The following is a 25,753-nucleotide window of genomic DNA, read 5'->3' as shown; positions in this document are numbered from 1 at the left end:
GTCAGCCCGACACGACGCGGAGCAGAGCCGTGCCGTCCTCCCCCGTCACCGCCTGGACGACGACGGCGTCGGACCGGGCACTGGGTGGCCGTCCGTCGCCCATGCCGCCGCACGAGGTGCTGGAGCCGTCGGAACGCAGCACGACGAGGCAGCCCTGCCCGGGGCCTTCGATCCCGCCCTTGGACTGGCCGTTGCCGGACTTCAGCGCGTACTCGATCCTGTCCGGGCCGACCTCGGTCACGGACAGGGTCGTTGTGCCGGCCGGCCCGTCGAAGCGGATGGTCACCGGTTCAAAGACCGCGATCTCGCAGTTTCCGTCCGAGCAGGCGGCCGTGTCGTGCCCGTCCGCGGCCGACACCGACAGCTGTGCCGAGGCGGAGCGGGACTCCGACGCCCGGTCGCCGTCCGGGGACTGCGCGCCCACGCCGCCCGGACCTCCGCAGCCGGCCAGCGCGCCGACCGTCAGCGCGGCGAGCACCCGGAGCGTGACCGCCCCTCGCACCCGCGTCGTTCCCGCCCGGTGTGCCGTCGCCTCCATGTTCATGATGTTCCCGCGCATCCCCGGAACTCTGCCCGGCTTTCGACGGTGCCGTTCGGCCTTCCCGTGCCGCGTCCCGCGCACCTCGCGCGGCACGGGAGCGCACCTCGGCGGTCGGTTCAGGCCACGCGGGCCGTTCGCACCACGCGGGGGCGCTCCCGCGCCGAGCGTATCGGCGAGGGCGCGATTCGGGGGGACGCGCTGACCCGGTATGTCGTCCGGTTCGGGTCCTCGACGGGGTCCCCGAGCTCGATCTTCCCTGCCGCGTGCAGTTCGTCGCAGTCCGAGGTGGGCAGGGCCGCGTAGCAACCGCCCTGGCCCGTGGTGGAGTCGAGCGGACGCCAGTAGCTGTATCTGCGGCGGCCGTTCGCGTACACCGTGACGAAGGTGGGGGTGCGCGGATCGGCGATGATGCGCAGTGCGTCGGCGCCGCCGGTACCCTCCGGGACGAACGAACTCGCGGGGGCCGCCCGGAGCCCGGTGGTCACCCGTCCGGCGCGCGGACGGTCCTGCATCTGGTTGATGGTGAAGAGCATCGCTGGGGCCTTTCCGGAGCCGGGACTCGAGACCGTCTACCCAGCACGGCGCCGGTGTTGATCTCTTTCATTGATCATTCTGCTCCCTGACACCGACATTAACCCGTCACCGGTGACTGAGGGTGCTGTTTTCTAGCCGCACTTGGCCGTTCTTCGCCGTTCATGGCCGGATCGGTCGAGCCGGTACGCCCACCGCGACCGGCCCGACCGGTCCGGCTTCAGCCGGAAGCCTCGGACGAGAACGTCATCATCAGCTTGTCCGGCTTGACGGTGACCACCGCCTGGGTGCTCGGTGCGGCGGAGGTGACGCCGATCCGGGGCCAGGTCTGGAGGATGGTGGCCAGGATGATCTGGAGTTCCGTCCAGGCGAAGTTCTCACCGATGCACTTCCGGCGGCCGTCGCCGAACGCCAGGAAGGAGCCACGTGTGGCCTGCGAGCGGTCAGGGGTCCAGCGGTCCGGATCGAAGACGTCCGGGGCGGGGAACACCTCCGGGTCGTGCTGGTGCAGATAAGGGCTCCAGACGACGTCGGCGCCCTCGGGGATGCGGTGCCCTCCGAGTTCGATGTCGCGGCTCGCGGTGCGCGTCACCATCCAGGCCGGTCCGTACTTCCGGATCGCTTCCTGGAGGACCCGCCGGGCGTGGACGAGCTGGTCCAGATCCTCGTGCCGCAGAGGGCGGTCGGCACACACGAGGGCGAGTTCTTCACGGAGGAGCCGCTCGGTCCCGGGGTCCCGCGAGATCTCGTACAGGGCCCAGGCGAGGGTGGTACCGGTGGTTTCGATCGCTCCGGTCAGCAGGGTGATGGCCTCGTCCTGCAACTGCTGGCGGCTGAGCGGGGTCTCGGCCGTGAGCAGGGCGGCGAACAGGCCCGCCTGGCGCGCCGGCGGTGCCGACGCGTGCGGGCACCGCGCCGGTACCGCACCGGTCTCGTCCGCCCCCGGGTGCGCGGCGCTTGGGGAGTGGTGGTCGATGGCCTGGTCGATCAGGGACCGCAGGCGGGCGACGCGGGTGGCGTGGGCGCGGTTCGCGGGCAGCGGCAGTCCGGTGATCCAGGAGGGAAGGATCGTCTGCCGGATCGTTCCCTCCATGATCTCGGGCATCAGCGAGGTGAACTCGTTCTCCAGTCGGTCGGGCAGGTCCGTGCCGAAGAGGGCGACAAGGAACGCGGCGAGGGTGGTCGCGTTCATGTCGGCGTACACATCCCGCGGCGCGCCCTGCGGCCACGCCTCGACCATGGCGCGTACCTGGCGGATCATGGCGTCGCCGCGGTCGGCGATGTGCGACTTGTTGAACATGGGCTGCATCAGACGGCGGTTGCGCAGGTGCGCCTCGCCGTCGGCGATGGTGGCGAGACCGTCGCCGAAGAAGAGGCGGAGAGCATCGATGATCCTGCCGCCCTTCGGGAAGTGGGCGGCGTCGGTCACCAGGACTCGGCGGGTCAGCGCGGGATCGGTGACGACGTAGGCAGGGCTCGGACCTATGCGTATCCGGACGACGCTGCCGTACCGACGCAGGGAGGTGATGAACGGAAGGGGGTCCCGGGCCAGCCGGTGGGCGTGACCGATCAGCGGCAGGCCGCCGGGAGCGGTCGGAGTCGGGGCGGACGGTCTCGTCGTGGCGCTCATCGAGCGGATCACTCCTTGTGGGGGGGGCCGTCGGACGCCCCATGCATGCCCAAGATCACGGAGAAGGATGCTGCGGCAGGTCCTCTTCGGCGATCTCACACGCACCGTCGACCGGATGCGGGTTCGCGCATGTCGCGGGAACCTGGAGACATCGCCCGGTTCCGCCCCGGCGCGGTCGTGCGACCCGGGTTGCCCGCCATCAAGCCGAGGAGAGACAGAACCGCAATGCCTTACATCACCGTGGGACGCGAGAACTCCACCGACATCGAGCTCTACTACGAGGACCACGGGGCCGGACAGGCCGTGATCCTCATCCATGGGTACCCACTCGACGGCCGCTCCTGGGAGAAGCAGTCCGCCGCGCTGCTCGACGCGGGGTACCGCGTGATCACCTACGACCGGCGCGGATTCGGACAGTCGAGCCAGCCCACGACGGGATACGACTACGACACCTTCGCCTCCGATCTGAACACGGTCCTGGAGACGCTCGACGTCTCGGACACCGTGCTCGTCGGGTTCTCCATGGGCACCGGTGAAGTAGCCCGATACGTCAGCAGGTTCGGCACGGAGCGCGTCGCGAAGGTGGCCTTCCTCGCCTCGCTGGAGCCCTACCTGCTGAAGACCGACGACAACCCGGACGGCGCGGCGCCCCGCGAGTTCTTCGAGGGCATCTCCGCGGCGGTGAAGGCCGACCGGTACGCGTACTACACGTCGTTCTTCAAGGACTTCTACAACCTCGACGAGAACCTCGGCAGCCGGATCAGCCCGGAGTCCGTCCGCAACAGCTGGCACACGGCGGCGTCGGGTGGATCCTTCGCCGCGGCGGCCGCGCCGATGACGTGGTTCACCGACTTCCGGGGGGACATCCCCGCCGTCGACGTGCCCGCCCTGATCCTGCACGGGACGGCGGACAACATCCTGCCCATCGACTCGGCGGGGCGCCCGTTCCACCGGGCGCTGCCGAGCGCGGAGTACGTGGAGCTCGAGGGCGCTCCGCACGGTCTGCTGTGGACGCACGCCGAGGACGTCAACCGGGCGCTTCTGTCCTTCCTCGCCAAGTGAGGTGACCGGACTTCAGGCCGCCGACTCCGGGCGGACGCGGCAGCGGCCGGGTGTGGCGCCAGGCGTGCTGCGAAGCCGGTGTCGCCGAGGACACCGCGCAGCAGGTGGAGGTTCATTCCGCGAACCGTCCGGGTGTGCGCGCGGGCCGGTGTGTGGAAGGGGCAGTTGCCCAGGACGACGGCGTCACCCTCGTGCCGTGGTTCGAAACCGTACCGCTCCAGCAGGGGGAAGACCTCTTCGTGGCCGTCGGCGCCCACCTGCGCGCCGCATCCCCGTGCCGTGCGGTGCAGGACGTCACGCACCGGCTCCCCGGTGGCGCCGGACTCCTCCACGGCGTGGGCGAGGAGCTGCCCGGCGAGTTCGTGGCGCCGGTCCGGGAGGCTGACGGCGATCTGCTGCGTCGAGCGGCGGTAGAGCTTGGCCGGTCTGCCGCGCCCGGGCCGGTGCGTCCGCTGCGCCGCGCACGGACCACGTCGAGCAGGGACTCGTCGGACGGGCCGGCCGGGCCAGGTGGAAAGCGGCGGTCTGCCGGGCCAGGCCCGGGGCCGCGGCGGCATCGTCCCGGCCCACCGGTTCCGGCTCGCGCACCCCGTAGTCGTGGAGCCTCCGGCGGAGCGCCCCGACCGTACCTCGGCGGGCCTCGCTCGCCCGGCGCTGCCACGGTTCCCGGGTCTGAGGTCAGCACAGCACGCGCAGCGCTCCGGGCAGGACTCTGAGCGTCACGGGGAGAAGGGCGTCGACCTCGCCGTCCGCACCGTAGGGGACTGCGCGGTCGGCGGCGACACGGATCTCCCGTCCCCGCTCCACCCGCACCTGGGGCCGGTGGACGTGGGCGCCCGTCCTCAGGTCGTTCATCAGGGCGAAGAACAGGCGCCTCGGCGCGTCCTCGATCATCACGACGTCCAGCAGCCCGTCGTCCACCCGGGCGTCGGGCGCGATGACACGGCCGGAGCCGTAGTAGCCGGAGTTGGCGGCCACCACGGTGTAGCCGGTGTGTGCGTGCTCCTCGCCGTCGATCGTGACCCGGTAGCGGACCGGCCGCCAGGTGGTGGCCGCCCGCAGTCCGCCTGCGTAGTAGGAGGCGGCGCCCCGCAGCAGCCTGCTGTGGTTGGCGTGGCGGTTGGCGAGCGCGTCCACTCCGGCGTACACGCTGCCGAGGACGACGGTACGGTCGTGGACGGCCGATTCGACCTCGATGGTGTCGACGTGCCGTGGTTCGCTCTCCAGCAGTATCCGGGCCAGGGCCGCCGGTTCGGCGGGCAGTTCCAGGGCCCGTGCGAAGTCGTTGCCCCGGCCTGCCGGCACCAGGCCGAGCGTGGCGCCGGTCCCGCTGAGGGCGCCGCCGATGCCTCCGGCGATGCCGTCCCCGCCGACGGCCAGCACCACCCGCCCCCTTTGCCCGGCGTCCCGCGCCAGCTCCTGCGCGTGGGCCAGACTGCGGCTGTACTCCGTGTGCAGTTCGGCCCCGGCCTCCCGCAGCTGTCGCGCGAGGGCGAGCAGCGCGGCCGCTCCGGCGGATCCGCCCGCGGTGGGGTTGACGACGGCGGTGAACTGTCGCATCGGGTTGCCTCCGGGCGGGCCGACGGGATGGAGCGGGATGGTCCTCTGAGGGATGACGGCGCTTCGGCTCAGTCGGCGGGCAGGAGGACGCCGGGGTTGAGCACTCCGGCCGGGTCCAGGCGCCGCTTCACCGCGCGCAGGGCGTCGGCACCCAGCGGGCCGGCCTCGCGGACGTACCAGTCCCGGTGGTCGGTGCCGACACCGTGGTGGTGGCTGATCGTGCCGCCCGCGGCAAGGATCGCCTCGTTCGCGGCGTGCTTGGCGCGCGTCCAGTGCGCCACGGGGTCGCCGTCGCCCTGTGCCGACACCACGGTGAAGTACAGGGAGGCGCCGTTCTCGTAGACGTGGGAGATGTGGCACATCACCAGGGGCGGGGTGCCGGCCTCGGTGAGCGTGGCGGTGAGCGCGTCGCGGACCGCGGTGTACAGCCCGGGGATCCGGGACCAGAACGTCGCGGTCTCCAGCGTCTCGGCCAGGGCCCCGGCGTCGAGCAGGGAGTCGCGCAGGTAAGGGGCCGAGTAGCGGCCGTGGGCCCAGCGGCGGCCGGGTTCCTCCCCCAGCGGTGTTCCACCGCACGCGCGCAGGACGGTCGCGGCTTTTTCCCTGCGGTACGCGATGTCCTCCTCCGTGCCCTCGTAGCCGGCGACGGCCGTGCATCCGGCGGACTGCGGGGTGCCGGAGCCGATCGCGTCCGGCTGGGCGAGGCCGATCAGTGTCTCGGTCTCGTCGGACAGCCGCAGCACGGTGGGGCGCGGCCCGTCCTGGGCGAGGCGGCGCAGCGCGGCGGTGCCCTCCTCGAAGGAGTCGAACCGCCAGCCCTCGTGGACGCGGGCCTGTGGGAGGGGGCGGATCCGGACGGTCACCGACGTGATGACGCCGAAGGCCCCCTCGGACCCCAGGACGAGCTGGCGCAGGTCGGGCCCGGCCGCCGAGCGCGGGGCCCGGCCGGTGTCGAGGGTGCCTTCGGGGGTGGCGAGGGTGAGGGAGAGCACCATCTCGTCGAAGCGGCCGTACCCGGCGGACGCCTGGCCGCTGGAGCGTGTCGCGGCGAAGCCGCCGATGGTCGCCCACTCGTAGGACTGGGGGAAGTGGCCGAGGGTGAAGCCGTGTTCGGCGAGCAGCGCCTCGGCCTGCGGGGCACGCAGGCCGGGTTGCAGGGTGGCGGTGCGGGAGACCGGGTCGAGGGCGAGCAGTGCGTCCATACGGCGCAGGTCCAGGGCGACGAAGGTTCCCCGCCGACCGGGGGCGAGACCGCCGACCACGGAGGTGCCGCCGCCGAACGGCACCACGGGCAGGCGCTGTTCGGCACAGACACGCAGGGCGGCGAGCACCTCGTCGTGGCCGGCGGGGAACAGGACGGCCGCCGGGATGTCGGTGACGTCACCGTGCCGGATCCGCAGCAGGTCGGGGGTGGACTTGCCGCGCGTGTGCCGGATCCGCGTCTCCGGGTCGGTACGCACATGGTCCTCACCACCCAGCACCTCGACCAGCGCGCGGTGCGCGGCGGACCCCAACCGGGGCTCGGGCACGGCCACTTCCTCGAGGGCCACCGGTCCGGCCGCGCACGGCTCGACGCCGAGCAGATCGCGCAACAGCCCGATCACCGTGTCGGGCAGCGGCGTCGCCCTGGCCGGGTCGCCCCAGCCGCTCCACAGCATGTCCATGACTGTCGTCCTCACCGGTCGGTTCGAGCGTCGATGTGAGCGATGCCGTCGCCGACGGCCCCTCCAGCCGTTACACTGTTACACATGACGCCTATTCGTCACAACCGTTCGGACAACGACGCCGTGCTCGACGCGGTGCGCGACTGCGTTCTGGCCGTCGGGGTCCGCCGCACCACGCTGACCGACGTGGCCCGCCGCGCCGGGGTCTCCCGGATGACGCTGTACCGGCGATGGCCCGATGTGCGCTCGCTGGTCGGGGACCTCATGACCCGGGAATGGATCGACGTGGCCACCGGCGCGGTCCCCGAGCGCCGTCCGGACGTCACCAGCCGGGACCGCATGGTCGACGGACTGGTGGCGGGGGTGCGCGCCTTCGGGGAGCACCCGCTCTTCCGGAAGATCGTCGACGTGGATCCCGAACTGCTCCTGCCCTATGTGCTGGACCGCCGCGGAGCGAGCCAGGTGGCGCTGCTGGAACTGCTGGCCGGCAACGTGCGCGAGGGGCACGCCGACGGATCGGTGCGCACCGGTCACCCCGAACGGCAGGCGCGGTCGGTACTCCTGATCGTCCAGTCCTTCACCCTGTCCCTGCGCACCATGACCGACGAGGACGACCCCGACCTCACCTCCGAGGCTCTCCTCGCGGAACTGCGCGACATCCTGGAGAGGACCCTCACACCATGAACGCCCTCACCGGACCGGCCTTCGTCTCGTCCCTGTCCGCCGGGCGCCGCACCCGCGAACTGACCGAGACCGTGGGCGGCCCGACCGTCGACGTCCTGGTCGTCGGTCTCGGTGCCACCGGCGCCGGGACCGCTCTGGACGCCGCGGCCCGCGGTCTGAGCGTGGTGGCCGTCGACGCCCACGACCTGGCGTTCGGCACCTCCCGCTTCAGCAGCAAACTCATCCACGGCGGGCTTCGCTACCTCGCCTCCGCCCAGCTGGACGTCGCCCACGAGAGCGCGGTCGAACGCGGGGTGCTGATGCAGCGCACCGCCCCCCATCTGGTGCACGCCCAGCCGTTCGTCCTGCCCCTCACCCCCCTGGTCTCCCGCGGTCAGGCCGCCCTGGCCCGCGCCGGTTTCCGGGCCGGGGACGCCCTGCGGCTGGCCGCCCGTACCGCGCGGGCGACCCTGCCCGCGCCGCGCCGGATCTCGGTGACCGAGACCCGCCACCTGGCCCCCGCCGTACGGGGCGACGGGCTGCGGGGCGGCCTGCTGTCGTGGGACGGCCGGCTCACCGACGACGCCCGCCTGGTGACCGCCCTCGCCCGCACCGCCGCCGCACACGGGACGCGCGTCCTCACCCGGCTCCGGGCCCTGGAGCTGACCGCGTCCGGCGCCCGGGTCCGCGACGAACTCACCGGCGAGGAGGGCGAGATCCGCGCCCGCGCGGTGATCAACGCCTCCGGCGTCTGGGCCGACGGTCTCGTCGACGGCATCCGGATCCGCCCCTCGCGCGGAACCCACCTCGTGCTGCGCCCGGACAGCCTCGGCCCGCTCCCGGCCGGCCTGCACATCCCGATCCCCGGGGAGCACAACCGCTTCGTCCTCGTGCTGCCCCAGGACGACGGCCGGGTCTACGTCGGGCTCACCGACGAACCCGTGGACGGCGGCATTCCCGAGGTCCCCGAGGCACCCGAGACGGACATCGGCTTCCTCCTCGACGTCCTGTGCTCCGTCCTGGACGTCCCGCTGCACCGGGACGACGTCGTCGGGGCCTTCGCCGGACTGCGCCCCCTGCTGGACACCACGGCGGCCGGCGCCGGCACGACGACGAGGACCGCCGACGTCTCACGACGGCACGCGGTCCTGACCTCGTCCGAAGGTGTCGTCACCGTCGTCGGCGGCAAGCTCACCACGTACCGGCGCATGGCCGAGGACGCCGTCGACACCGCCGTCCGCCTCCGCCGGCTGCCGGCCGGCTCGTCCCGCACCGCGTCCCTCCCGCTCGTGGGCGCCGCACCGCCGCACGTCCTCACCGGCCTGCCCGCACCCCGCCGCCTGGTGCGGCGCTACGGGACGGAGGCACCGGCCGTCCAGGCCCTCGGCGCGCGGGACACCCGGCTGGGCGAGCCCGTGTTGCCCGGACACCCGGTCACCGGGGCCGAACTGCTGTGGGCCCTGCGCCACGAGGGAGCGCTCGACGAGAGCGATCTGCTCGACCGCCGCACCCGCGTCGGCCTCGTCCCCGCCGACCGCGCGGCGGCGCTCCCCGCCGTACGCGAACTCCTGGACGGCGCGCTGCCGCAACGGAGTTGAGAAGCGCCCCACCCCGGGCGGGGACCGTCGTCAACTCCTGTGGACACCGACCTCACGCAGGGAATAGCCCCAGTCGGTCCCCCGGTCCAGGAACCGGAGGCGGACGTGGCGGGCCGGTTCCGGGGCGAAGCGGGCCGTGTCGAGGCCGCCGTCCCCCGAGACCGTGGACCAGACGGTCCGCCAGTGCGAGCCGTCGGCGGAGAGCTCGACGCGGTACGAAGTCCCGTACGCGCGCTCCCAGTCGAGCGTGACGCGCCCGACCTCCCGGGTGGCACCGAGGTCGATCCGGAGCCACTGGTCGTCACTCCAGTCGCTGGCCCAGCGGGTACCCCGGTCGCCGTCCACCGCCCGGCCGGGAGCGTAGCTGGTGAACGGGTTCCACTCGGTCGAACTGGCGGTCGCCGGGGCGTTCTTGGCGAGATTGACGCCCGCCCGGTGCCGCTCGGAGGCGCCCCAGGTGCCGAGGTAGGACTCGGCGCCCCGGAAGAGGTCGTCCACCACGTCCTGGCCGCCGACGCGCCGGATGTCCTCGATCCAGTCGGGGACGAGTCCGTAGTGCGCGGCTCCGTCGGTGTTCAGGTCCCAGGTGCGTTCGCCGGTGGTCTGCCGGCCGATGACGGACCCGCCGTCCACGCTGCGGAAGGGGTACGTGACGGGGTGGGGCGCGTCGGCCCCGCGCGGGGCGGGCCAGCCGCCGACGCCGTTCATGTCGGTGCCGTAGCCGTAGCCCGCGCCGTACTTCTCGCGCACCGCCTCGGTGCGCCGCGCCTCCTCGACGAAGTCTTCGGAGCCGTGCATGTACTGGGCGACGAAGCCGCCGAGGCCGTAGACGCGCTCGGTCCAGTTCAGGTCCATCCAGCTGTGCGAGGAGAGCACTCCGGGGTACGACTCGGCCTCGAAGAGGTCGAGCACCCTGCCGGTGGCCTTGACGCTCATGTGGTCGATCTCGAGCATCATGTTGCGTTTCATCATGCCGCGCACCGCGTACTCGCCGAGGTCCGTGAGGCCCCGTACATTGCACCGGGCGTCCTCGTCGTAGGCGGGCACCTCGACGCCCGCCGGCAGTTCCTCCTCGGCTCCGGGCGCGGCGGCCAGGCCGATGGGGTTGTCGTGCTGGGGGCCCCTGCACTTCTCGGTCTGCCAGAAGGTGCCCGTCGACAGGAACTGCCCGACGTTGATCGCGGTGCCGAGCGCGCCCTCGTCGAACCGCACCCCGCACAGCGCGTTGTCGAACTTGTGGCACAGGAACATGCTGCGCACGCCGAGGTCGTACAACTCGTCCAGCCCGGCGTCGATGTCGGCCTTGTCGCACTGGGCGATGTCCAGGACCTGCTTGCAGCCGAACGGCTCGGAGGTCTCCACACCCAGGACGACCGCGAGCTTGCCCTGCTCGACGACCTGACGGGCCTGGGTGCTGTCGGTGACGATCCGGAACCAGCCCTTGCCCGTGCCGCCGTACATCCTGTCGACGTAGGCCTGCATGTCGTAGGTCAGCTTCGCCTGCAGCCGGATCGACGTCATCTCGTCGCAGCCGCGGTCCTTGAAGAAGTACACGGAGCAGATCACGCCGTTGGTGACGAGGTCGTTCACCAGGACCCGCTGCCCGCCGCGCCAGGCCCGCTCGATCCAGGCGTAGTAGTTCTGCTGGTGGGTCATCGAGTCGTGGGCCGGCCAGTCCTCGAAGGTGGGCCAGCCGACGGGGTCGTGCCTGCCGTCACCGCCGTTGGTGATGAAGTCGAAGATCGCGAGCGAGCCGTCGGGGTAGTGCTCGGGACAGTCCTTGAGGGCGTCGGCGATCCCCTTCCCGGAGAAGGGCTTGCCGCAGATGAGCCGACCGCCGAAGGCCTCGTTGGACATGATGTGGTTGTGCGCGTCGACGAACCCGCGGACCTCACCGCGCGCGTCGGTACCGGTGAACGGCTCGCCGGTGACGCCGATCCCGGAGTCCGGCGCCGGCCGCGCGGTCGGCTCCCACCAGTCGCCGGCGGCCGCGGAACTGGGCGTGGGGCCGAGGGACATCACGGTGAGCACGAGCAGAAGCAGCGCCACGAGGGCGACTTGGCGGCGTCCACCGTCGTACCGGCGTCGAGCGGTGATCACGGCCCACGTCCCTCCGTCAGCGGCACGGCCGGCCCGCCGGGCGGCCCGGGCCGGTGACCCGGACTCATCCGATTGTCATGGCCGGTACAAGGTATGCCCGAGCATGGCTACCGGCACGTAGGGAGTCAAGGGTCCGGGACGAACGGCGGTGGAGCGGACCCGGGATCCCGTTTCCCCCGGGCGCCGTTGCACCATGGCCGACCGCCGCCCGTGCCCGGTACGGCGGACGCCCCCGCCGGCTACCGCTCGGTCCCGGATTCGTAGCGCAGCGAGATGGAGCGCAGGACGTCCGCGGAGGACACGTCCGTGCGACCCGCGTCGTGCACTTCGGCGAGTTGCACGAAGGCGAAGGTGAGTGCGGAGGTGATGTGCACGATGGCGGGCCCCAGCTTCTCGGTGACGATCTCCGCCACCTCGCGGGCGTTCGCGTCGGCCGGCAACTGGATGTGCGGCAGCATCTCTTCGAGAAGCTTGGAGACGGCTCCGCTCCTCATCACCTCGGCATCCGGGTTCTCCCGGAGTTGCCGCCGCATCTCGAGGGCCTCGGTGAGGATGCCGACGCCCCGCTGCATGATTTCGCGCTGCTCCATGGGCACAGCCTAGGGTCTTCCCCGGCGCGCTCCGGTGCTCGCGTTCCACCCGTCCGTACCCGGCTCCGTGGACCTGGCCCATGCATTCGAGTTCCGCTTATCGCCTTTTACCGCCGGATATGATCATTGAATCCCGAGAGAGGCACCGAGCGTCACCGCCCTCGCCCGAGTGAGTGATCCATGTCCCGTACCGCCTCCACGGACGACGGCGACGAGCGGCCGGCCGGGCTCGGGACGTTGACGGCTCAGACGCGTGCGCAGGCCGAGGTGCAGCACTCCCGGGTCGAACCGGCCCTCGCACTGCAACGCGGCATGCTCCCCGGAATCCGCCCGTCGCTCCCGGCGTGCGCTGTCTCCCTCCTCCTGCCCGCGGTGATCACCGGGCAGCGCGACACCGGGCGTTCCGTGGAACTCGCGTGCCGGTAGCTGGTCCAGGTGCTGGAGCACCTCACCGCGGGTGGGAGCGCCCCTGGACGGCCTCTCCTGGACAGGGGCGGAACACAGCGGGTCGGGGGCCGCCCCGGACCGGGACGAACGCAGTACGGGCGAGTGGACCACGCGACGCGGCGCGGGAGAGCGCGGCACCGGCTCGCCGGGATCGCGTTCACCTGCTCAGTGACCCGGCGTCCCCCATGACGATCACCGGGTGTTGCGCGGGATCGAGCGCCCGCAGGAGTTGTCTCATGTGCGGTTCCTCCAGGCTCACACAGCCCTGGGTGGGCCCTTGGTGGTCCACGTGCAGCCAGATGCCGCCGCCCCGGTCGGCGCCGAGCGGCCGTGTCCGGTCGAGCGGTGAGGTGCCCGGGACGCGGTTGTAGTCGATCGCGATGACGTAGTCGAAGGAGCCGGCGAGCGGTTCCCCCATGAAGCCCGTGCCGCCGATGGCGAATCCCGATGACTCGTCGTACGGCAACAGGGTGCCCGGGTCGGGCAGCAGTCCTCCCGCGTCACTGAGGGTGAACACGCCGATCGGCGAGCGGAGGTCGCCCACCCGGTGGTCGTCGGTCCAGCCGTTGAGGGCGTTGCGGGCGGGCCACGGGGCGCCCGCCTTCCACCCCGAGGCGGTACGCCGGTACAGCACGGCCTCGGAGCGGTTCGCGTCCCTGCCCGTGCCGGTGACGACGACGGCCTGACGGGTGTTCTCGGGGATCAGCGCCAGCGTCCGCGGGCCGAGACCGCCGAGCGGGGCGGGGGGTTCCGTTTCCGCTCCGGCGTCGGATCCGCCCTGTGTGGTGCTGTCGGCGCCGGGGGCTCCGTGCTCCGAGGGTCCGGTCTCCGGCGGTCCGACCACGGGCGGCCCGGCCACCGGGGGCGCGGCCTCGGGCGTGGCGGCCGGGGAGGCGGCGGCCGTCGGGGACTCCCGCACCGTGCTACCGCTGATCGCTCCGCAGCCGGTGAGGACCGCCGTCACCAGGAGCGCGACAGCCGACAGCGGCAGCCGTCCGCGCACCCGGACGGGAACGGCTGACCGTCGGCCGCCCCGGGACGGAACTCGGGGACGTCCGTGGTGCGGGCCCTCGATCGATGAAGCCATGGGGTTCAGCCTGACTTCAACTTCGTCAAAACGCCTCGCACCCCGCGCGAGTCCGGGCAACGTCCCCCATCTGCGTCGCTGCGGTCGGTCATGACCCGGTGAGGATCGCGACGATCGCCGCGCCCACACCGCTGGCCGCGCCCACCGCCGCCGCGGCCACGCAGCGCACCCGCAGCTGCCGGTAGCGGTCTTCGTACTCGCCCCGGAGCTCGGCCGCACGGTCGCAGATCCGGACGAGTGAGGCGCGGGAGGCCGCGATCCGTTCGGCGATGTAGACGTGCTCCACGTCCTCGCGCTGTGCGGTCGTCAGCCACGGCAGCTGCTCGGTGAATCGGTCGGCCTGCCGCCGGGCGTCCTCGACCTCGGCCGCCCACAGGAGGTACCCCTCGAGCTGGTTGAGGCCTCGGGCGCTGTCCTGGATGGGGTTCACATGCTCCTCCACACGCTGGGCTGTGAGATCACTCCTGTTTGTCCCCGGGGGCCTGGATGGCCGCGGTCTCCGGGCGGTTGACCTCCCGGTCGTACGCGGCGACCGCCGGGTGGTGCAGGTCGAAGGCCGGGGATTCGGAGCGGACGCGCGGCAGGGTGAGGAAGTTGTGCCGCGGCGGCGGGCACGAGGTGGCCCACTCCAGGGAGCGGCCGTAGCCCCACGGATCGTCGACCTCGACCTTCTTGCCGTACTTGGCCGTCTTCCAGACGTTGTAGAAGAACGGCAACATGGACAGGCCGAGCAGGAACGAGGAGATCGAGGAGACCGTGTTCAGCCCGGTGAAGCCGTCGGCCGCCAGGTAGTCCACGTAGCGGCGGGGCATGCCCTCGGCGCCCAGCCAGTGCTGGACCAGGAAGGTGCCGTGGAAGCCGGCGAACAGCGTCCAGAAGGTGACCTTGCCGAGCCGCTCGTCGAGCATCTTGCCGGTGAACTTCGGCCACCAGAAGTGGAAGCCGGCGAACATCGCGAAGACGACGGTGCCGAACACCACGTAGTGGAAGTGCGCCACCACGAAGTACGAGTCGGTGACGTGGAAGTCCAGCGGCGGCGAGGCCAGGATGACACCGGTCAGCCCGCCGAACAGGAACGTGACCAGGAAGCCGACGGACCAGAGCATCGGCGTCTCGAACGAGAGACTGCCCTTCCACATGGTGCCGGTCCAGTTGAAGAACTTCACCCCGGTGGGAATGGCGATCAGGAAACTCATGAAGGAGAAGAACGGCAGCAGCACGCCGCCGGTGGCGAACATGTGGTGCGCCCACACCGTCACCGACAGACCCGCGATCGCGATGGTCGCGCCGACCAGACCCAGATAGCCGAAGATCGGCTTACGGCTGAACACCGGAATGATCTCACTCACGATGCCGAAGAACGGCAGCGCGATGATGTACACCTCGGGGTGGCCGAAGAACCAGAACAGGTGCTGCCACAGCAGCGCCCCGCCGTTGGACGCCTCGAAGACCATTGCGCCGAACTTGCGGTCGTACTCGAGCGTCAGGAGCGCGGCGGCCAGCACCGGGAAGGCGAGCAGGACCAGGAGGGCGGTCAGCAGCACGTTCCAGGTGAAGATCGGCAGGCGGAACATCGTCATGCCGGGCGCGCGCATGCAGATGATCGTGGTGATGAAGTTGACCGAGCCCAGGATGGTGCCGAAGCCCTGGAAGGCCAGGCCCATGATCCACAGGTCGGAGCCGAGGCCCGGTGAGCGGACCGCGTTCGACAGCGGGCTGTAGCCGGTCCAGCCGAAGCTGGCGGCCCCGTCCGGGGTGAGGAAACCACTGATCGCGATCAGCGAGCCGAACAGGAAGAGCCAGTAGGCGAGCATGTTCAGCCGCGGGAAGGCGACGTCGGGCGCGCCGATCTGCAGCGGCATGATCCAGTTCGCGAAGCCGATGAACAGCGGCGTCGCGAACATCAGCAGCATGACCGTGCCGTGCATCGTGAACGCCTGGTTGTATTGCTCGTTCGACACGATCTGCAGCCCCGGCCGGGCCAGCTCGGCGCGCAGGATCAGCGCGAGAATTCCACCAAAGATAAAGAATCCGAATGCTGTCGCGAGATATAGCGTGCCGATGGTCTTATGATCAGTTGTGGTCAGCCATGAGACGACGACTTTCCCGGGGCGCCTCCGCCGGACCGGTAGTTCGTCCTCGTAAGTGTCCGACTCGAGTGAGTCCGACGCATTGTGCACCGCCACTGTTCCGCTCCTTGCTCATGGGCTCAGAATCCCTCCGGCAGGATTCCGCAATCGCGGCCGTAGTTGTAAGACCCGTACTCGGCCCGGCGCGTCGCGGTGTGCCGGGCCGGTCGGCGGCCCACGCGCCGGTCGGGACGACTCTCCAGGACTCCGGGACGAGCCGCCAGGTGACGGGGCCGTTCGGCGCAGCAGGCGTCACCGCTGTGTGGGGTCGACCTCCACCGGGTCGAACGTGATCCGGGTGCGGGCTCCGCCGTCGGCCCGCCCGACTTCGATCGCCGCCCCGTCCACCCGGATCTCCCGGACCGCCTCCGACGAGGGCCCGGGGTCCGACGCGGCGGTCAGGCTCGCCAGGCTGATGTGGACGGACGTGCCGTCGGCCCGGCCGGTCAGCCGTGGTACCGGCGCCCAGCGGGTGAAGACCGTGCCCTGGGGGCGCGGACCAGGACCGGGGCGGGACCGTCCCAGCCGTACAGGCCGTGCAGGGACGAGAGGCGGCTCGTCGGGGCCGGTGGCCCAGCCGGTGTGGGTGACACGGGAGTCCACCGGTGTCCCCCACCACCCGGTGCACCCGCAGCTCGTGGCGGCCGCGGGTGAACGATGCCGGTCGTCATGACGATCGCTCGGTCACCGTGGTCGGTCCGTCGCGGTCACCTCGACGGCGAGGTCGTTGTCGACGGTGTAGTAGGGGCGCAGGACGGCTCCGCCGACCGCGGACTCCGGGTACACGCACACCGTCTTGCGGTCGGCCATGTCGTCGAGGAGCCTGCCGATCCGGACCAGCGGGGCGTCGGCGGAGGGACGGAGGAAGGCGTCCCAGACCTGGTCGCCGACCGCCGCGGCCGTCAACTCCGCGAAGGGCACGGAGAAGTCGAACGCGTTGCCCTCGGCCCGCGACCGGTAGCCGCGCACGGTGGCCCTGTCGCCCCGTAGCCGGAGCAACACCTCCGCGTCATCGGTGAGTTCGGCGCCGTACAGGCGCGCGCGGACCGTCATCGCACCGTCGGTGAGGTCGAGCCGGCCGGCCTCCGCGTGAGCGGTACGCAGCCAGGCCCGGACCGCGAGGAAGCCGTCCTTCGTGGCATAGGGCACCCGGACCGCCACCGGGGGCGGCCCGACCCGAAGTGTTCCGTCGACGAGCGCGCGCAGGTCCCGCAGGCCGGGGCGCAGCCGTTCCCGTCCGGCGTCCGGTTCCCTCAGCAAATACGCGTCCCAGCGGCCCTCCGTGAGTTCCGGTCGCGGTGCGAGCACCGCCCGGACCTCTCCGTCGTCGCCGTGGGGTTCGAGGTCGAGGAGGTGCGCCGGCCGCTCCGGCCGGTTCTTCTTCGGCCGTGGCACCAGCGCCAGTCGGGGGCGGCCGGGCGATCGGAGCCGGAGGCGGAAGGTGATTTGGCCGTCGGTGTCGACGGTGCAGTGGGCGCGCAGGTCGTCCGTGTCCCGCCGGGTGCTCATCGACGTCCCTTCCGAAGGGCGCGCAGCGCGTCGGACGCGGCGGCGCGGGCGAGGTCGGCGACGGCGTGGCCCCGACCGGCCAGGGCGCGGTGTTCGCGGCCGTCCTCCGGTGCGAGGCGCCGTCCGGCGCTCCGGGCCGCCACGGCTTCCCGGGCCAGGCGTTCCGCCTGCACCACGACGGGGCCGGGTGCGTAACGGCGGGCGTTGCCGAGGGCCGCCCTGCCCATGCGGCAGCGCAGTTCGTCGTCGCGGACGAGGTCCAGCAGGGCCGCGCCGAGGGCGGTGGCGTCCCCGACCGGCACCAGTCTGCCGTCGACTCCGTCCTTGATGATCTCACCGGGCCCGTAGGGGCAGTCGGTGCTGACGACGGGCAGTCCGCACCGCATCGCCTCGACGATCGTCATGCCGAACGGCTCGAAGTCGGACGCGGCCACGCCGACCGAGCCCTTGACCCATTCCGCTTCCATGGGGGTCGCCGCGCCCATGAGGAAAACGTTGTTCCACAGGCCGAGCGACTCGATCAGGCGCCGCAGCCCGGCCTGTTCCCCGCCCTTGCCGTAGATGCGCAGCTGCCAGTCCGGGTGCTCGGCCGCGACCCGGGCGAACGCCTCGATGATCAGGTCGTACCGCTTCACGGGGACCAGCCGGCCGGCCGCGATCACCAGCTTGGCGGTGCCGTCCGCGGCGGGCAGCCCGGGGTCGGGGACGCTGTTCGGGAGGGCCTCCACCCGTACCCCGGGCAGCCGCATCTTGCGCCGGTAGGCGTCGGCGTCCGCCTCCGTGACGGTGGTGAGCACGTCGAGCCGCCGGTAGGCGCGGCGCAGGACGGTGCGCAGTTTCGGCGGGTGGTTGTCGAGGGTGAGGTGTTCCTGACCGACGCGTACGACGTGCTGCGGAACCTGGAGCGCGAGGTGCACATTGAGTCCCGGCCGGGTCCCGATGACCACGTCGGCGTCGATGCCCTCCAGGCACTCGGCGATCCGCTGGTCGGTCAACTCGCTGTACTGGTGGTAGCGGTACTCGGCCGAGGGGAACACCTTTGCCGGTCTGCAGTGCCGGGGATCGTCCCGTTCCCGCCTGAGATCCACCAGGGCCCGCAGCCTCACTCCGGGGTGCGGGGTGAGGTGGGGGCGCTCCCGGTGCCGTAACACGGAGACGATCTCCACGTCATGACGCTCGGCCAGTGCCGCCGCGAGGTTGAACGTGGTGGTGATCGTGCCTCCGATCCCATAGGCGTTGTGAATCAGGAAAGAGATCTTCATGGCGGACTAGACCGCCTGAAGCACTCGGAAGTTGTCTGTTGTTATTACTTTGTTGGTGTCGGTTTCGCCTTGTCACCGCTGCCGGGAAGGGCCGTCCGAAGGGCTCGCGGCGCCCGGTGACGTGATCCGCAGGCCGGGGCGGCGCCGGTGCGCGGTCAGATAGGTCAGTCCCTCGTCGCCGGCGGCGAGGCTCCGCGTGGAGCCGTGCGGCAGCCAGATCAGGGTGCCCGCGCGCAGGGACTGCGTGCCGTCGGGCGCGGTCAGCGAGCCCTCGCCCGCCAGGACGAGCAGGAGGACGTCGAGGTCGGGCTCCCGGTGGGTGCCGACCCGCCGGCCGGGCGGGATGCGTACGACATTGGCGTCGAGCTGCCGTCCCGGCTCCGCGAGCCGCCACAGAGCGCCGGCCGGCGCGTCCTCGAGCGCCGCCAGCGCTGCCGTGTCGCACAGCGTCCGCGGCAGTGGGAGGTCGCCGTCGTGCTCGGTGGCGTCGTCGCCGTCTGCCGTCATGGGGTGTCACCGTCCTGTGTGCGGGGCCTCTCAAATAGGAACCTAGCATGCATATTTGACGCGTCGGGAGGACAGTGCGGCGAGCCGGCCCGACCACCACGTCCACGAACGCGATCACCGCCATCACCACGACCGGCATCCAGAGCAGGGCAGTCCGGATCGATGGGGGTTTCTCATCGGACATGAGCTGCTCCAGCGGTGTCGAGGCGCTCGAGAGCCGTCCGTTTCCCCCCGGTGGACGCCCCACCGCTGTTCCATCGAGCCCCGCCGCGTCCGGAGCCTGCCGGAGCGCGGCTCGCACCACGGGTGTGACGTGTGCGTCCGGTGGGGCGAAGGAAGGAAGGAAGGAAGAAAAGTGCGAAAACGTCGGCCGTCGGGCCCCTGGTCTTCGGATTTTTCACTGTGCAATGATCCTGCCGGGGTCCTGGTGCGAGTCGGCTGCGGTGTCGTCGGCGGGCTCCCGCACCGGAGAGGAACGAACGGACGTGACCGCGCAGCGACCGGAGGACGGCGAGACGCCGGAGGGCGGGGACGGCACCCCGTCCCTGCCGGACGAGGTCTGGCAGCGGTTCCTCACGGACAACGAGCGTGCCATCCGTGCCTCCGCCCCCGTCGAGCCCTCCGCCTCCCAGCGGGCGGCGGGGTGGCAGCCACGGCCGGCGCGCGCCGACGCCCGCTGCGGCACGGAGGGACAGGCGGACGACACCACGGCCTTCGTCGGCGACCTGTGGCACCCCGAGGACCCGTGGGAGGGGCCGTCGTGGCGGGACCTGGACGGCAGGGCCAGAGTGCGCCGGGCCTGCCGGGTGATCGGCACGGCCGCCGCGATCGCGGTGGCCCTGGGCGCATGGTCCCTGCTGTCCACCGGGGCGGGCACAGCGCGCCAAGGGCCCGGCGAGACCGTGCTGCAGCAGTCGGAGGACATCCCCGCGGAGCTGCCCACGGCGACGTCGCCGCCGACCGGACTCGCCTCACCCTCCCCGACCACGTCGGAGGTCCGGGCGGGCTGACGCGTCGCCGGTCCCTCGTGCCGAGTGGCCGGCGACGCGCGGCCGCTCAGCCGCCCAGCGCCGACAGGACCACCGTCCTGGCCTCCTCCTGCACCCGGCGGAGGTGGTCGGGGCCCTGGAAGGACTCGGCGTAGATCTTGTACACGTCCTCGGTGCCCGAAGGGCGGGCCGCGAACCAGGCGTTGGCCGTGGTCACCTTGATGCCTCCGATGGACGCGCCGTTGCCGGGGGCCTCGGTGAGCACCGCGGTGACCGTCTCCCCGGCAAGGGTGTCGGCGGTGACCTGTGCCGGGGAGAGCCTCGCCAGACGGGCCTTCTCCTCCCTGGTGGCCGGGGCGTCGATCCGCTCGTAGGCGGGCTCGCCGAAGCGCGCGGTGAGAGCGGCGTAGTGCTCGGAAGGGGTCTTCCCGGTGACCGCCGTGATCTCGGAGGCGAGCAGCGCGAGGAGGATGCCGTCCTTGTCGGTGGTCCACACCGAACCGTCGCGGCGCAGGAAGGAGGCGCCGGCGGACTCCTCCCCGCCGAAGCCGAGGGTGCCGCTCGCCAGGCCGTCGACGAACCACTTGAAGCCGACGGGCACCTCGACCAGTTCGCGCTTCAGGTCGGCGGCGACACGGTCGATCATCGCGGACGACACCAGCGTCTTGCCCACACCCGCCCCGGACGGCCACTGCTCGCGGTGTGCGTAGAGGTAGTGGATGGCGGCGGCGAGGTAGTGGTTGGGGTTCATCAGGCCCGCGTCCGGGGTGACGATGCCGTGCCGGTCGGCGTCCGCGTCGTTGCCGGTGGCGATGTCGAAGCGGTCCCGCTGCGCGATGAGGGAGGCCATGGCGTACGGCGAGGAGCAGTCCATGCGGATCCTGCCGTCCCAGTCCAGGGTCATGAACCGCCATGTGGGGTCGGTGAGCGGGTTGACCACGGTGAGGTCCAGGCCGTGCTGTTCGGCGATGCGGCCCCAGTAGGCGACGGACGCCCCGCCCAGCGGGTCGGCGCCGATCCGGACGCCGGCCGCCCGGATCGCGTCCAGGTCCAGCGCGCTGGGCAGATCGGCGACGTACGTCCCCAGGAAGTCGTGGCGGCCGGTGCCGGGGGCGGCCAGGGCGCGGGCGTAGGGGATGCGCCGGACGTCCTTCAGGCCGCCGCTGATCAGGGCGTTCGCCCGGTCCTGGATCCAGGTGGTCGCCTCGGAGCCGGCGGGGCCGCCGCTGGGCGGGTTGTACTTGAAACCGCCGTCGGCGGGCGGATTGTGGGACGGGGTGACGACGACGCCGTCGGCGAGGCCCGCGGCGCGGCCCCGGTTGTGGGTGAGGATCGCGTGCGAGACCGCGGGGGTCGGCGTGTACCCGTCGGCGCTGTCGATGAGCACGGTGACGCCGTTGGCCGCGAACACCTCCAGGGCGGTGACCCTGGCCGGCTCGGAGAGCGCGTGGGTGTCGGCGCCCAGGAAGAGCGGGCCGTCGGTGCCCTGCCCCGCACGGTACTCGCAGATGGCCTGGCTGGTCGCGGCGATGTGGTCCTCGTTGAACGCGCCCGCCAGGGACGAGCCGCGGTGCCCGGACGTCCCGAACGCGACGCGCTGCCCGGCCTCCTTCGGGTCCGGACGCACGGCGAAGTACGCCGTGACCAGCCGAGCGACGTCGACGAGATCCTCGGGGCCGGCCGGACCGCCCGCTCTCTCGTGCTGCATGTGCCCACTCCTTGGCAGGGGTTGTATGTGCGCTTGCGGACACATCCTTCCCCTTCGGGGCCGCACCGCGCGAGTGGAACCGCCCCGGGTCAGATGCGTCCGCCGGTCAGCCGCGTGAGGGGACCCTGGGTGTGGCGTCCCGCACGGCGGCCCACCGCGTAGGAGGCGGCGCTCAGTACGGTCAGGCCGGCGCCCACACCGGCGGCGACGAACTTGCGGTTCGACAGGACCGTCCAGGCGGTCACCGCGGTGGCGGCGACCTGACCCGAGGTGGCGACGACCGCCCTGCGGCCCGCCTCGACTCCCCTGGCCGCGCTCTGCACGGCGCCGTTCGCCGCTCCGGCCGCGCGCTCCGCGCCCGACCTGGCCGCTGACGCCGCGTCATTCGCCTTGCCGACGGCGTCGGAGGCCGCCCGCTCGGCGGGGGCGGTCGCCTTCTCCGTGGCGTTCCGGGCCTTGGACGCGGCGGTCCGGGTGGAGGTGGTCTTCTGATTCGGGCTCTTGTTCTGTTCACTCATGGAAACCGACTTGCCGCTGAGCCCCACGGCAAACCCGCCCGGTCGCCCGGACCGGTCCGCGCGGGCGACGCCGGGATGCGTTCCAGGACACCGCCCGCGAACACGTCGTAGAGCGGCAGTGTCTCCAGGTGGACGTAGCCGATGTGGCAGTCGCAGCTGGTGAGGGAACAGGCCCGGGGGCCCAGTGCCCGCCGGTAGGTGCCGTCGTAGAGGTTGCCGAGCTCGGTGCGGACGAAGTGGCAGCGGCGGACCGTGCCCTCCCCGTCGACGGAGATCACCGACTCCCCGGTGCGGCAGGACCGGCCCGCGCTGGCGTGGGGGCGGCGGCTGTAGCCGAACAGCGGATCCAGTGCCGTCCACACCTCCGCCTCGGCGTCGTCGTACGTGTGGCCCTCGGCGGCGTTGACCCACAGGTACACCCGTTCCGGGAGTTCGGCGCGCAGCCGCCGGGCGGGTTCCAGGTGCTCGGGCAGGCCGACGACGCCGACGCCCGTACCGCGATACGGCTGGTCCTCCTGGACGCGCTGCTCGGGCAGCACGACGCGCCGTGGCTGGCCGCCCTGGACGGCGGCGCCGGGTCCCCGCTCGACGGACTGGCCCAGGTGTGCCGCAGCGCCGGCTGGTGGTGGCCGTTCGAGAAGGTGGCGGTGGTGTGCGAGTGTCCGGTCGCCCTGCACCGTGACGAGGCGGGCCGACTGGACCACGGCGACGGCCCGGCGTTGGAGTTCCCCGACGGCTTCGCCCTGTGCGCCTGGCGCGGCATGCCGGTGCCACGTGCCTTCCTGAAGGAGCTGCGCACCCTCACGCCGGAGCGGATCCGGGCCGAGGAGAACGCCGAACTGCGCCGGGTGATGCTCGAGTACTACGGCTACGACCGCTATCTGACCGACTCCGGGGCCGAGCCCGTGCACCAGGACGAGACGGGCACGCTCTGGCGTGTCGAACTCGTCGGCGACGAGGCGGTCGTGATGGTGGAGGTCGTCAACTCCACTCCGGAGCCCGACGGTACCCGTCGCACGTACTGGCTCCGGGTGCCGCCGGCGACGCGGACCGCCCGGGAGGGGGTGGCCTGGACGTTCGGTGTGGCCCCCGAGGCGTACGAGCCGCTGAGGCAGACGTGAGTCCGCACGGGTGTCCGCAGGGCTGAGTCCGTCCTCCAGGGGGTAGGCGAGGAGGACAGCAACGCCGAGGACGACAAGGGCGCAGGCCCGTGGAAAGGAGCCCTCATGCCCGGCATCGTGGAGCGCATCAAGCGGTTCGCCAGGAGCCCCCAGGGACAGCGCGCGACCGAGCAGGTACGGCGTGCCGCGGCCGACCCCCGGCGCCGTGCACAGGCTCAGCGCCTGCTGCGCAAGCTCCGCGGTCGTCGCCATTGACCGTGTCCCCCGCCCTTCCACACACGCCCGCGGCGACGTCCGGCCGACGGGAGCGGTGACGCCGGCGGAGGGCCGGGCGGGACCCGTGCGCGCCGGGTCGGCCGGTCCGGCATACGATCGGCCGACCCCGATCCCGCAAGGAGTTCTGCCCGGTGACCGCCGTCCTCCCGCCGCCCCGCACACCCGTCGGACTGTTGCGCCCACGCTGCCTGACCCGTGTCGAGGACGGCGAACGACTGCACGCCTTGCTGTGGTTCCCGGGGCCGGGCCTGCGGATGATCAGCAGCGCGGTACTGGGTGGCGGCATCGGCGAGCGGGCCTGGGTCCTCAACGCCCAGGTCTCCCACGGTTATCGGCGCACCGACCCCGACCGGCACCTCGCCGCCCTCGCCTCCGGGGCGGGCGCACGCGGTCCGGGGGTGGGACTGATGACGGCCGCAGACGTCTCGGCGTATGCCCGCGCGCACGACGGCGGCGCGGAGGCGGTCGTCACGTCGGGCGTCAAGGTACGCGGCTGGGCCGCCGCTCCGGCAGCGGGCACGGGCGGCACAGACGGTACAGGCGCTCCGGGCACGATCAACATCGTCGTCGCCGTGCCGGTGCCGCTCACCGACGCCGCCCTGGTCAACGCGGTGGCCACGGCCACGGAGGCAAAGGTGCAGGCCCTCCTGGAGGCGGGTCACGACTGCTCCGGGACCCCCACCGACGCGGTGTGTGTCGCCGCCCGCATCCCCCGCCCCGGTGAGGAGCCGCAGGCCTTCGCCGGGCCCCGATCCCTGTGGGGCGCCCGGTTGGCGCGGGCCGTCCACCGCGCCGTGCGGGAGGCCACGCCCGCGCCCTGAGGCCGACGTCGCGGCTGATCCGGGAATCACCCGTTCCTCCGGGCCGCCACCCGGTCGGCTTCCCCACCGGCGCCCAGCAGGCCCGTGTGCCGCATCGGGTCCTCGGCCTCCAGGCGGGCCAGCTCCCGCCGCGCGACCCGCAGCACCACGGGCGGCAGCGCGGCGCGCGCCGCCTGAGCCAGGCGCAGCCAGCGGGGCACGTACACGGCCGTACTGCGCTGCTCCACTGCCGCTGCCAGCCGGGCGGCGACCTGGTCCACCGGGTACACGCGCCGGGCGGGCGGCGGCATCCGGGCGCGCAGTTCCCGCAGCACGGGGTGCTGGTCGGCGTCACGGATCATGTCGGTGTCGGTCCAGTTCAGGTATCCGATGCCCACGGCCACGCCGTGGTGCGCCACTTCGGCCCGCAGCGCGTGGGCGAAGGCCTCCACCCCGGCCTTGGAGGCGCAGTAGGCGCTCATCATGGGGGCGGCGCCGATCGAGGCGAGCGAGGCGACCTGGTGGTAGTAGCCCCGCGTCGCCAGCAGGTCGGGCAGGAAGGCGCGGGCCGTCGCCGCACTTCCCGTCAGGTTGACGTCGATGACCCGGCGCCAGTCGGCGGGGTCCGAGGTGGCGAACGGGCCGCCTTCCGCGACACCCGCGTTCGCCACGACGACGGACGGTGTGCCGAGGCGCGTGCGCACCAGTGCGGCGGCATCGCCGAGGGCGGCATCGTCGGTGATGTCGACCTCGCAGACCAGCGCCGCCGTGGACAGGTCGGCCGCCACCGACGTCAGTGCCGCCTTCTCGTGACCGAGCAGGGCGAGCCGGGCCCCTCGCCGGGACAGGTCGCGCGCCAGGGCCGCTCCGATTCCCCGCGCGGCGCCGGTCACCACGACGGTGCGGCCGTGGAGCGGGTCGGCGTTCACGGCCCCTCCCTTCGGGATGCTCGGGTGCGGTCCGTGCGATTGCGCTCCTTCGCCCGCACCCCGGGCTCCGGGGTGATGTCGGGACGGGCGGTGTGGTCGGGATGGCCGACGGTACGGCGGGCTTCCTTCATCTCCGCCTCGTAGAGGTGGTCGTGCCCTTCGGCGAGTTCCTCGACGGCGGCGCGTTCGATTTCCCTGAACGGCTCGTAGTACGTGTGGTCGTAGGCCTCGACGATCTGGAACGTCCAGTGGCCGGGAATCACGTTCCGGCCCAGGACCTGTGTGCGCACCGTCTCGGCCCATTCCGGGTGCCCGGCCTCGCGAAGAAGTTCGACCGCCCGGTCCAGTTCGAGGTCGGCGGTGCCGGTGAGCTGGTGGAAGCTGTAGAGGTGGCCCCGGGCGCGCTCGGTGGTCTCCAGTGCCTTCGACAGCGCCCCCAGGGCTTCCACGGTGGCGCGGCTGACGCCTTCGGGGCGCTGGTGCGCGCGGTCGGGACCGTCGTCGTGACGGGTCATCGTCTCGCCTCCGCCTG

24 protein-coding genes and 4 pseudogenes are annotated in these 25,753 nt (G+C 72.2%); 8 read left to right on the top strand and 20 right to left on the bottom strand.

Annotation, left to right across the window (positions count from 1 at the left end; all coding sequences use genetic code 11):
• Position 1 precedes the first annotated feature (1 nt).
• The 3 genes from AB0I73_RS20535 to AB0I73_RS20525 all read right to left on the bottom strand — a co-directional run bounded on the left by AB0I73_RS20535 (position 2) and on the right by AB0I73_RS20525 (position 2,702).
• Positions 2-559, bottom strand: a complete 558-nt coding sequence (locus AB0I73_RS20535) for a hypothetical protein (protein ID WP_363039286.1) — start codon at positions 557-559, stop codon at positions 2-4.
• Positions 560-657: 98 nt separating this feature from the next.
• Positions 658-1,074, bottom strand: a complete 417-nt coding sequence (locus AB0I73_RS20530) for a hypothetical protein (RefSeq protein WP_363039284.1) — start codon at positions 1,072-1,074, stop codon at positions 658-660.
• Positions 1,075-1,292: 218 nt separating this feature from the next.
• Positions 1,293-2,702 (bottom strand): cytochrome P450, encoded by a 1,410-nt coding sequence (locus AB0I73_RS20525; RefSeq protein ID WP_363039282.1) that lies wholly within the window; start codon positions 2,700-2,702, stop codon positions 1,293-1,295.
• A 225-nt stretch (positions 2,703-2,927) separates the two neighbouring features.
• Here AB0I73_RS20525 and AB0I73_RS20520 point away from each other — a divergent pair, with 225 nt between their 5' ends.
• The gene (locus AB0I73_RS20520; RefSeq protein ID WP_363039280.1) at positions 2,928-3,764 is read left to right on the top strand and encodes an alpha/beta hydrolase; all 837 of its coding nucleotides are present in this window, start codon (positions 2,928-2,930) and stop codon (positions 3,762-3,764) included.
• A gap of 12 nt (positions 3,765-3,776) precedes the next feature.
• Here the strand turns inward: AB0I73_RS20520 and AB0I73_RS20515 are convergent.
• The 3 genes and pseudogenes from AB0I73_RS20515 to AB0I73_RS20505 all read right to left on the bottom strand — a co-directional run.
• Positions 3,777-4,376: pseudogene (locus tag AB0I73_RS20515) on the bottom strand (transcriptional regulator); the annotation flags it as partial.
• Between the two features lie 66 nt (positions 4,377-4,442).
• Entirely contained in the window at positions 4,443-5,324 is an 882-nt protein-coding gene (locus AB0I73_RS20510; RefSeq protein ID WP_363039278.1) for a YegS/Rv2252/BmrU family lipid kinase, read from the bottom strand.
• Positions 5,325-5,392: 68 nt separating this feature from the next.
• The gene (locus AB0I73_RS20505; RefSeq protein WP_363039276.1) at positions 5,393-6,988 is read right to left on the bottom strand and encodes an FAD-binding oxidoreductase; all 1,596 of its coding nucleotides are present in this window, start codon (positions 6,986-6,988) and stop codon (positions 5,393-5,395) included.
• A gap of 84 nt (positions 6,989-7,072) precedes the next feature.
• Here AB0I73_RS20505 and AB0I73_RS20500 point away from each other — a divergent pair, with 84 nt between their 5' ends.
• Both AB0I73_RS20500 and AB0I73_RS20495 read left to right on the top strand, forming a co-directional pair.
• On the top strand, positions 7,073-7,672 hold the full coding sequence (locus AB0I73_RS20500) for a TetR/AcrR family transcriptional regulator (protein ID WP_363039274.1): 600 nt from the start codon (positions 7,073-7,075) through the stop codon (positions 7,670-7,672).
• Entirely contained in the window at positions 7,669-9,249 is a 1,581-nt protein-coding gene (locus AB0I73_RS20495) for a glycerol-3-phosphate dehydrogenase/oxidase (protein WP_363039272.1), read from the top strand. Before AB0I73_RS20500 ends, AB0I73_RS20495 begins: the two co-directional genes overlap by 4 nt.
• 30 nt (positions 9,250-9,279) lie before the next feature.
• Here AB0I73_RS20495 and AB0I73_RS20490 read toward each other — a convergent pair whose 3' ends face one another.
• Complete coding sequence (locus tag AB0I73_RS20490) at positions 9,280-11,268, bottom strand: discoidin domain-containing protein (RefSeq protein ID WP_363039307.1); 1,989 nt, start codon at positions 11,266-11,268, stop codon at positions 9,280-9,282.
• Positions 11,269-11,588: 320 nt separating this feature from the next.
• Positions 11,589-11,939: a hypothetical protein gene (locus tag AB0I73_RS20485; RefSeq protein ID WP_109381155.1), complete on the bottom strand. Its 351-nt coding sequence runs from the start codon at positions 11,937-11,939 to the stop codon at positions 11,589-11,591.
• A 180-nt stretch (positions 11,940-12,119) separates the two neighbouring features.
• Between AB0I73_RS20485 and AB0I73_RS20480 the strand changes: the two are divergent.
• Positions 12,120-12,260: pseudogene (locus AB0I73_RS20480) on the top strand (serine/threonine-protein phosphatase); the annotation flags it as partial.
• 283 nt (positions 12,261-12,543) lie between these two features.
• Here AB0I73_RS20480 and AB0I73_RS20475 read toward each other — a convergent pair.
• The 7 genes from AB0I73_RS20475 to AB0I73_RS20445 form a co-directional block, all read right to left on the bottom strand.
• Positions 12,544-13,473 (bottom strand): hypothetical protein, encoded by a 930-nt coding sequence (locus AB0I73_RS20475; protein WP_363039270.1) that lies wholly within the window; start codon positions 13,471-13,473, stop codon positions 12,544-12,546.
• 88 nt (positions 13,474-13,561) lie between these two features.
• Positions 13,562-13,903, bottom strand: a complete 342-nt coding sequence (locus AB0I73_RS20470; protein WP_363039268.1) for a hypothetical protein — start codon at positions 13,901-13,903, stop codon at positions 13,562-13,564.
• A 28-nt stretch (positions 13,904-13,931) separates the two neighbouring features.
• Positions 13,932-15,659, bottom strand: coding sequence for a cytochrome c oxidase subunit I (gene ctaD, locus AB0I73_RS20465; protein ID WP_363039267.1), 1,728 nt, complete (start codon positions 15,657-15,659; stop codon positions 13,932-13,934).
• 195 nt (positions 15,660-15,854) lie between these two features.
• Positions 15,855-16,205 carry a hypothetical protein gene (locus AB0I73_RS20460; protein WP_363039265.1) on the bottom strand — a complete coding sequence of 117 codons (351 nt, stop codon included), beginning with the start codon at positions 16,203-16,205 and terminating at the stop codon, positions 15,855-15,857.
• 81 nt (positions 16,206-16,286) lie between these two features.
• A complete protein-coding gene (locus AB0I73_RS20455; protein WP_363039263.1) occupies positions 16,287-17,111 on the bottom strand; it encodes a transferase in 825 nt (274 codons plus the stop codon).
• Positions 17,108-18,373: a glycosyltransferase family 4 protein gene (locus AB0I73_RS20450; RefSeq protein WP_363039262.1), complete on the bottom strand. Its 1,266-nt coding sequence runs from the start codon at positions 18,371-18,373 to the stop codon at positions 17,108-17,110. Before AB0I73_RS20450 ends, AB0I73_RS20455 begins: the two co-directional genes overlap by 4 nt.
• Positions 18,374-18,445: 72 nt before the next feature.
• Entirely contained in the window at positions 18,446-18,880 is a 435-nt protein-coding gene (locus AB0I73_RS20445; protein ID WP_363039260.1) for an AraC family ligand binding domain-containing protein, read from the bottom strand.
• Between the two features lie 485 nt (positions 18,881-19,365).
• On the opposite strand from AB0I73_RS20445, the gene AB0I73_RS20440 reads away from it, so the two are divergent.
• Positions 19,366-19,890 (top strand): hypothetical protein, encoded by a 525-nt coding sequence (locus AB0I73_RS20440; RefSeq protein ID WP_363039258.1) that lies wholly within the window; start codon positions 19,366-19,368, stop codon positions 19,888-19,890.
• A 46-nt stretch (positions 19,891-19,936) separates the two neighbouring features.
• On the opposite strand, the gene pgm is transcribed toward AB0I73_RS20440, so the two are convergent.
• The 3 genes and pseudogenes from pgm to AB0I73_RS20425 all read right to left on the bottom strand — a co-directional run.
• Positions 19,937-21,577: a phosphoglucomutase (alpha-D-glucose-1,6-bisphosphate-dependent) gene (gene pgm / locus AB0I73_RS20435; RefSeq protein ID WP_363039256.1), complete on the bottom strand. Its 1,641-nt coding sequence runs from the start codon at positions 21,575-21,577 to the stop codon at positions 19,937-19,939.
• Positions 21,578-21,666: 89 nt separating this feature from the next.
• Positions 21,667-22,095: a hypothetical protein gene (locus AB0I73_RS20430; protein WP_363039254.1), complete on the bottom strand. Its 429-nt coding sequence runs from the start codon at positions 22,093-22,095 to the stop codon at positions 21,667-21,669.
• Positions 22,092-22,583 (bottom strand): annotated as a pseudogene (locus AB0I73_RS20425) (radical SAM protein); the annotation flags it as partial. The gene AB0I73_RS20430 and the pseudogene AB0I73_RS20425, both read right to left, overlap by 4 nt.
• Between AB0I73_RS20425 and AB0I73_RS20420 the strand changes: the two are divergent.
• From AB0I73_RS20420 to AB0I73_RS20410, 3 genes and pseudogenes are all read left to right on the top strand, one after another.
• Positions 22,572-23,216: pseudogene (locus tag AB0I73_RS20420) on the top strand (DUF6745 domain-containing protein); the annotation flags it as partial. The pseudogenes AB0I73_RS20425 and AB0I73_RS20420 sit on opposite strands and share 12 nt — an antisense overlap.
• A 105-nt stretch (positions 23,217-23,321) precedes the next feature.
• Entirely contained in the window at positions 23,322-23,471 is a 150-nt protein-coding gene (locus AB0I73_RS20415) for a hypothetical protein (RefSeq protein WP_363039252.1), read from the top strand.
• A 152-nt stretch (positions 23,472-23,623) separates the two neighbouring features.
• Positions 23,624-24,313, top strand: coding sequence for an adenosylcobinamide amidohydrolase (locus AB0I73_RS20410; RefSeq protein ID WP_363039250.1), 690 nt, complete (start codon positions 23,624-23,626; stop codon positions 24,311-24,313).
• 26 nt (positions 24,314-24,339) lie between these two features.
• Here the strand turns inward: AB0I73_RS20410 and AB0I73_RS20405 are convergent, their stop codons facing one another.
• Together AB0I73_RS20405 and AB0I73_RS20400 are read right to left on the bottom strand one after the other, a co-directional pair.
• Complete coding sequence (locus AB0I73_RS20405; RefSeq protein WP_363039248.1) at positions 24,340-25,221, bottom strand: SDR family oxidoreductase; 882 nt, start codon at positions 25,219-25,221, stop codon at positions 24,340-24,342.
• The gene (locus AB0I73_RS20400; RefSeq protein WP_363039246.1) at positions 25,218-25,736 is read right to left on the bottom strand and encodes a hypothetical protein; all 519 of its coding nucleotides are present in this window, start codon (positions 25,734-25,736) and stop codon (positions 25,218-25,220) included. The genes AB0I73_RS20405 and AB0I73_RS20400 overlap by 4 nt, the downstream gene beginning before the upstream one ends.
• Positions 25,737-25,753 lie beyond the last annotated feature (17 nt).

The sequence above is a fragment of the Streptomyces sp. NPDC050388 genome (assembly GCF_040655635.1).
Taxonomy (GTDB): domain Bacteria; phylum Actinomycetota; class Actinomycetes; order Streptomycetales; family Streptomycetaceae; genus Streptomyces.
The sequence above is the reverse complement of the archived record's forward strand: the minus strand, read 5'-3'. Positions and strand labels throughout refer to the sequence as shown.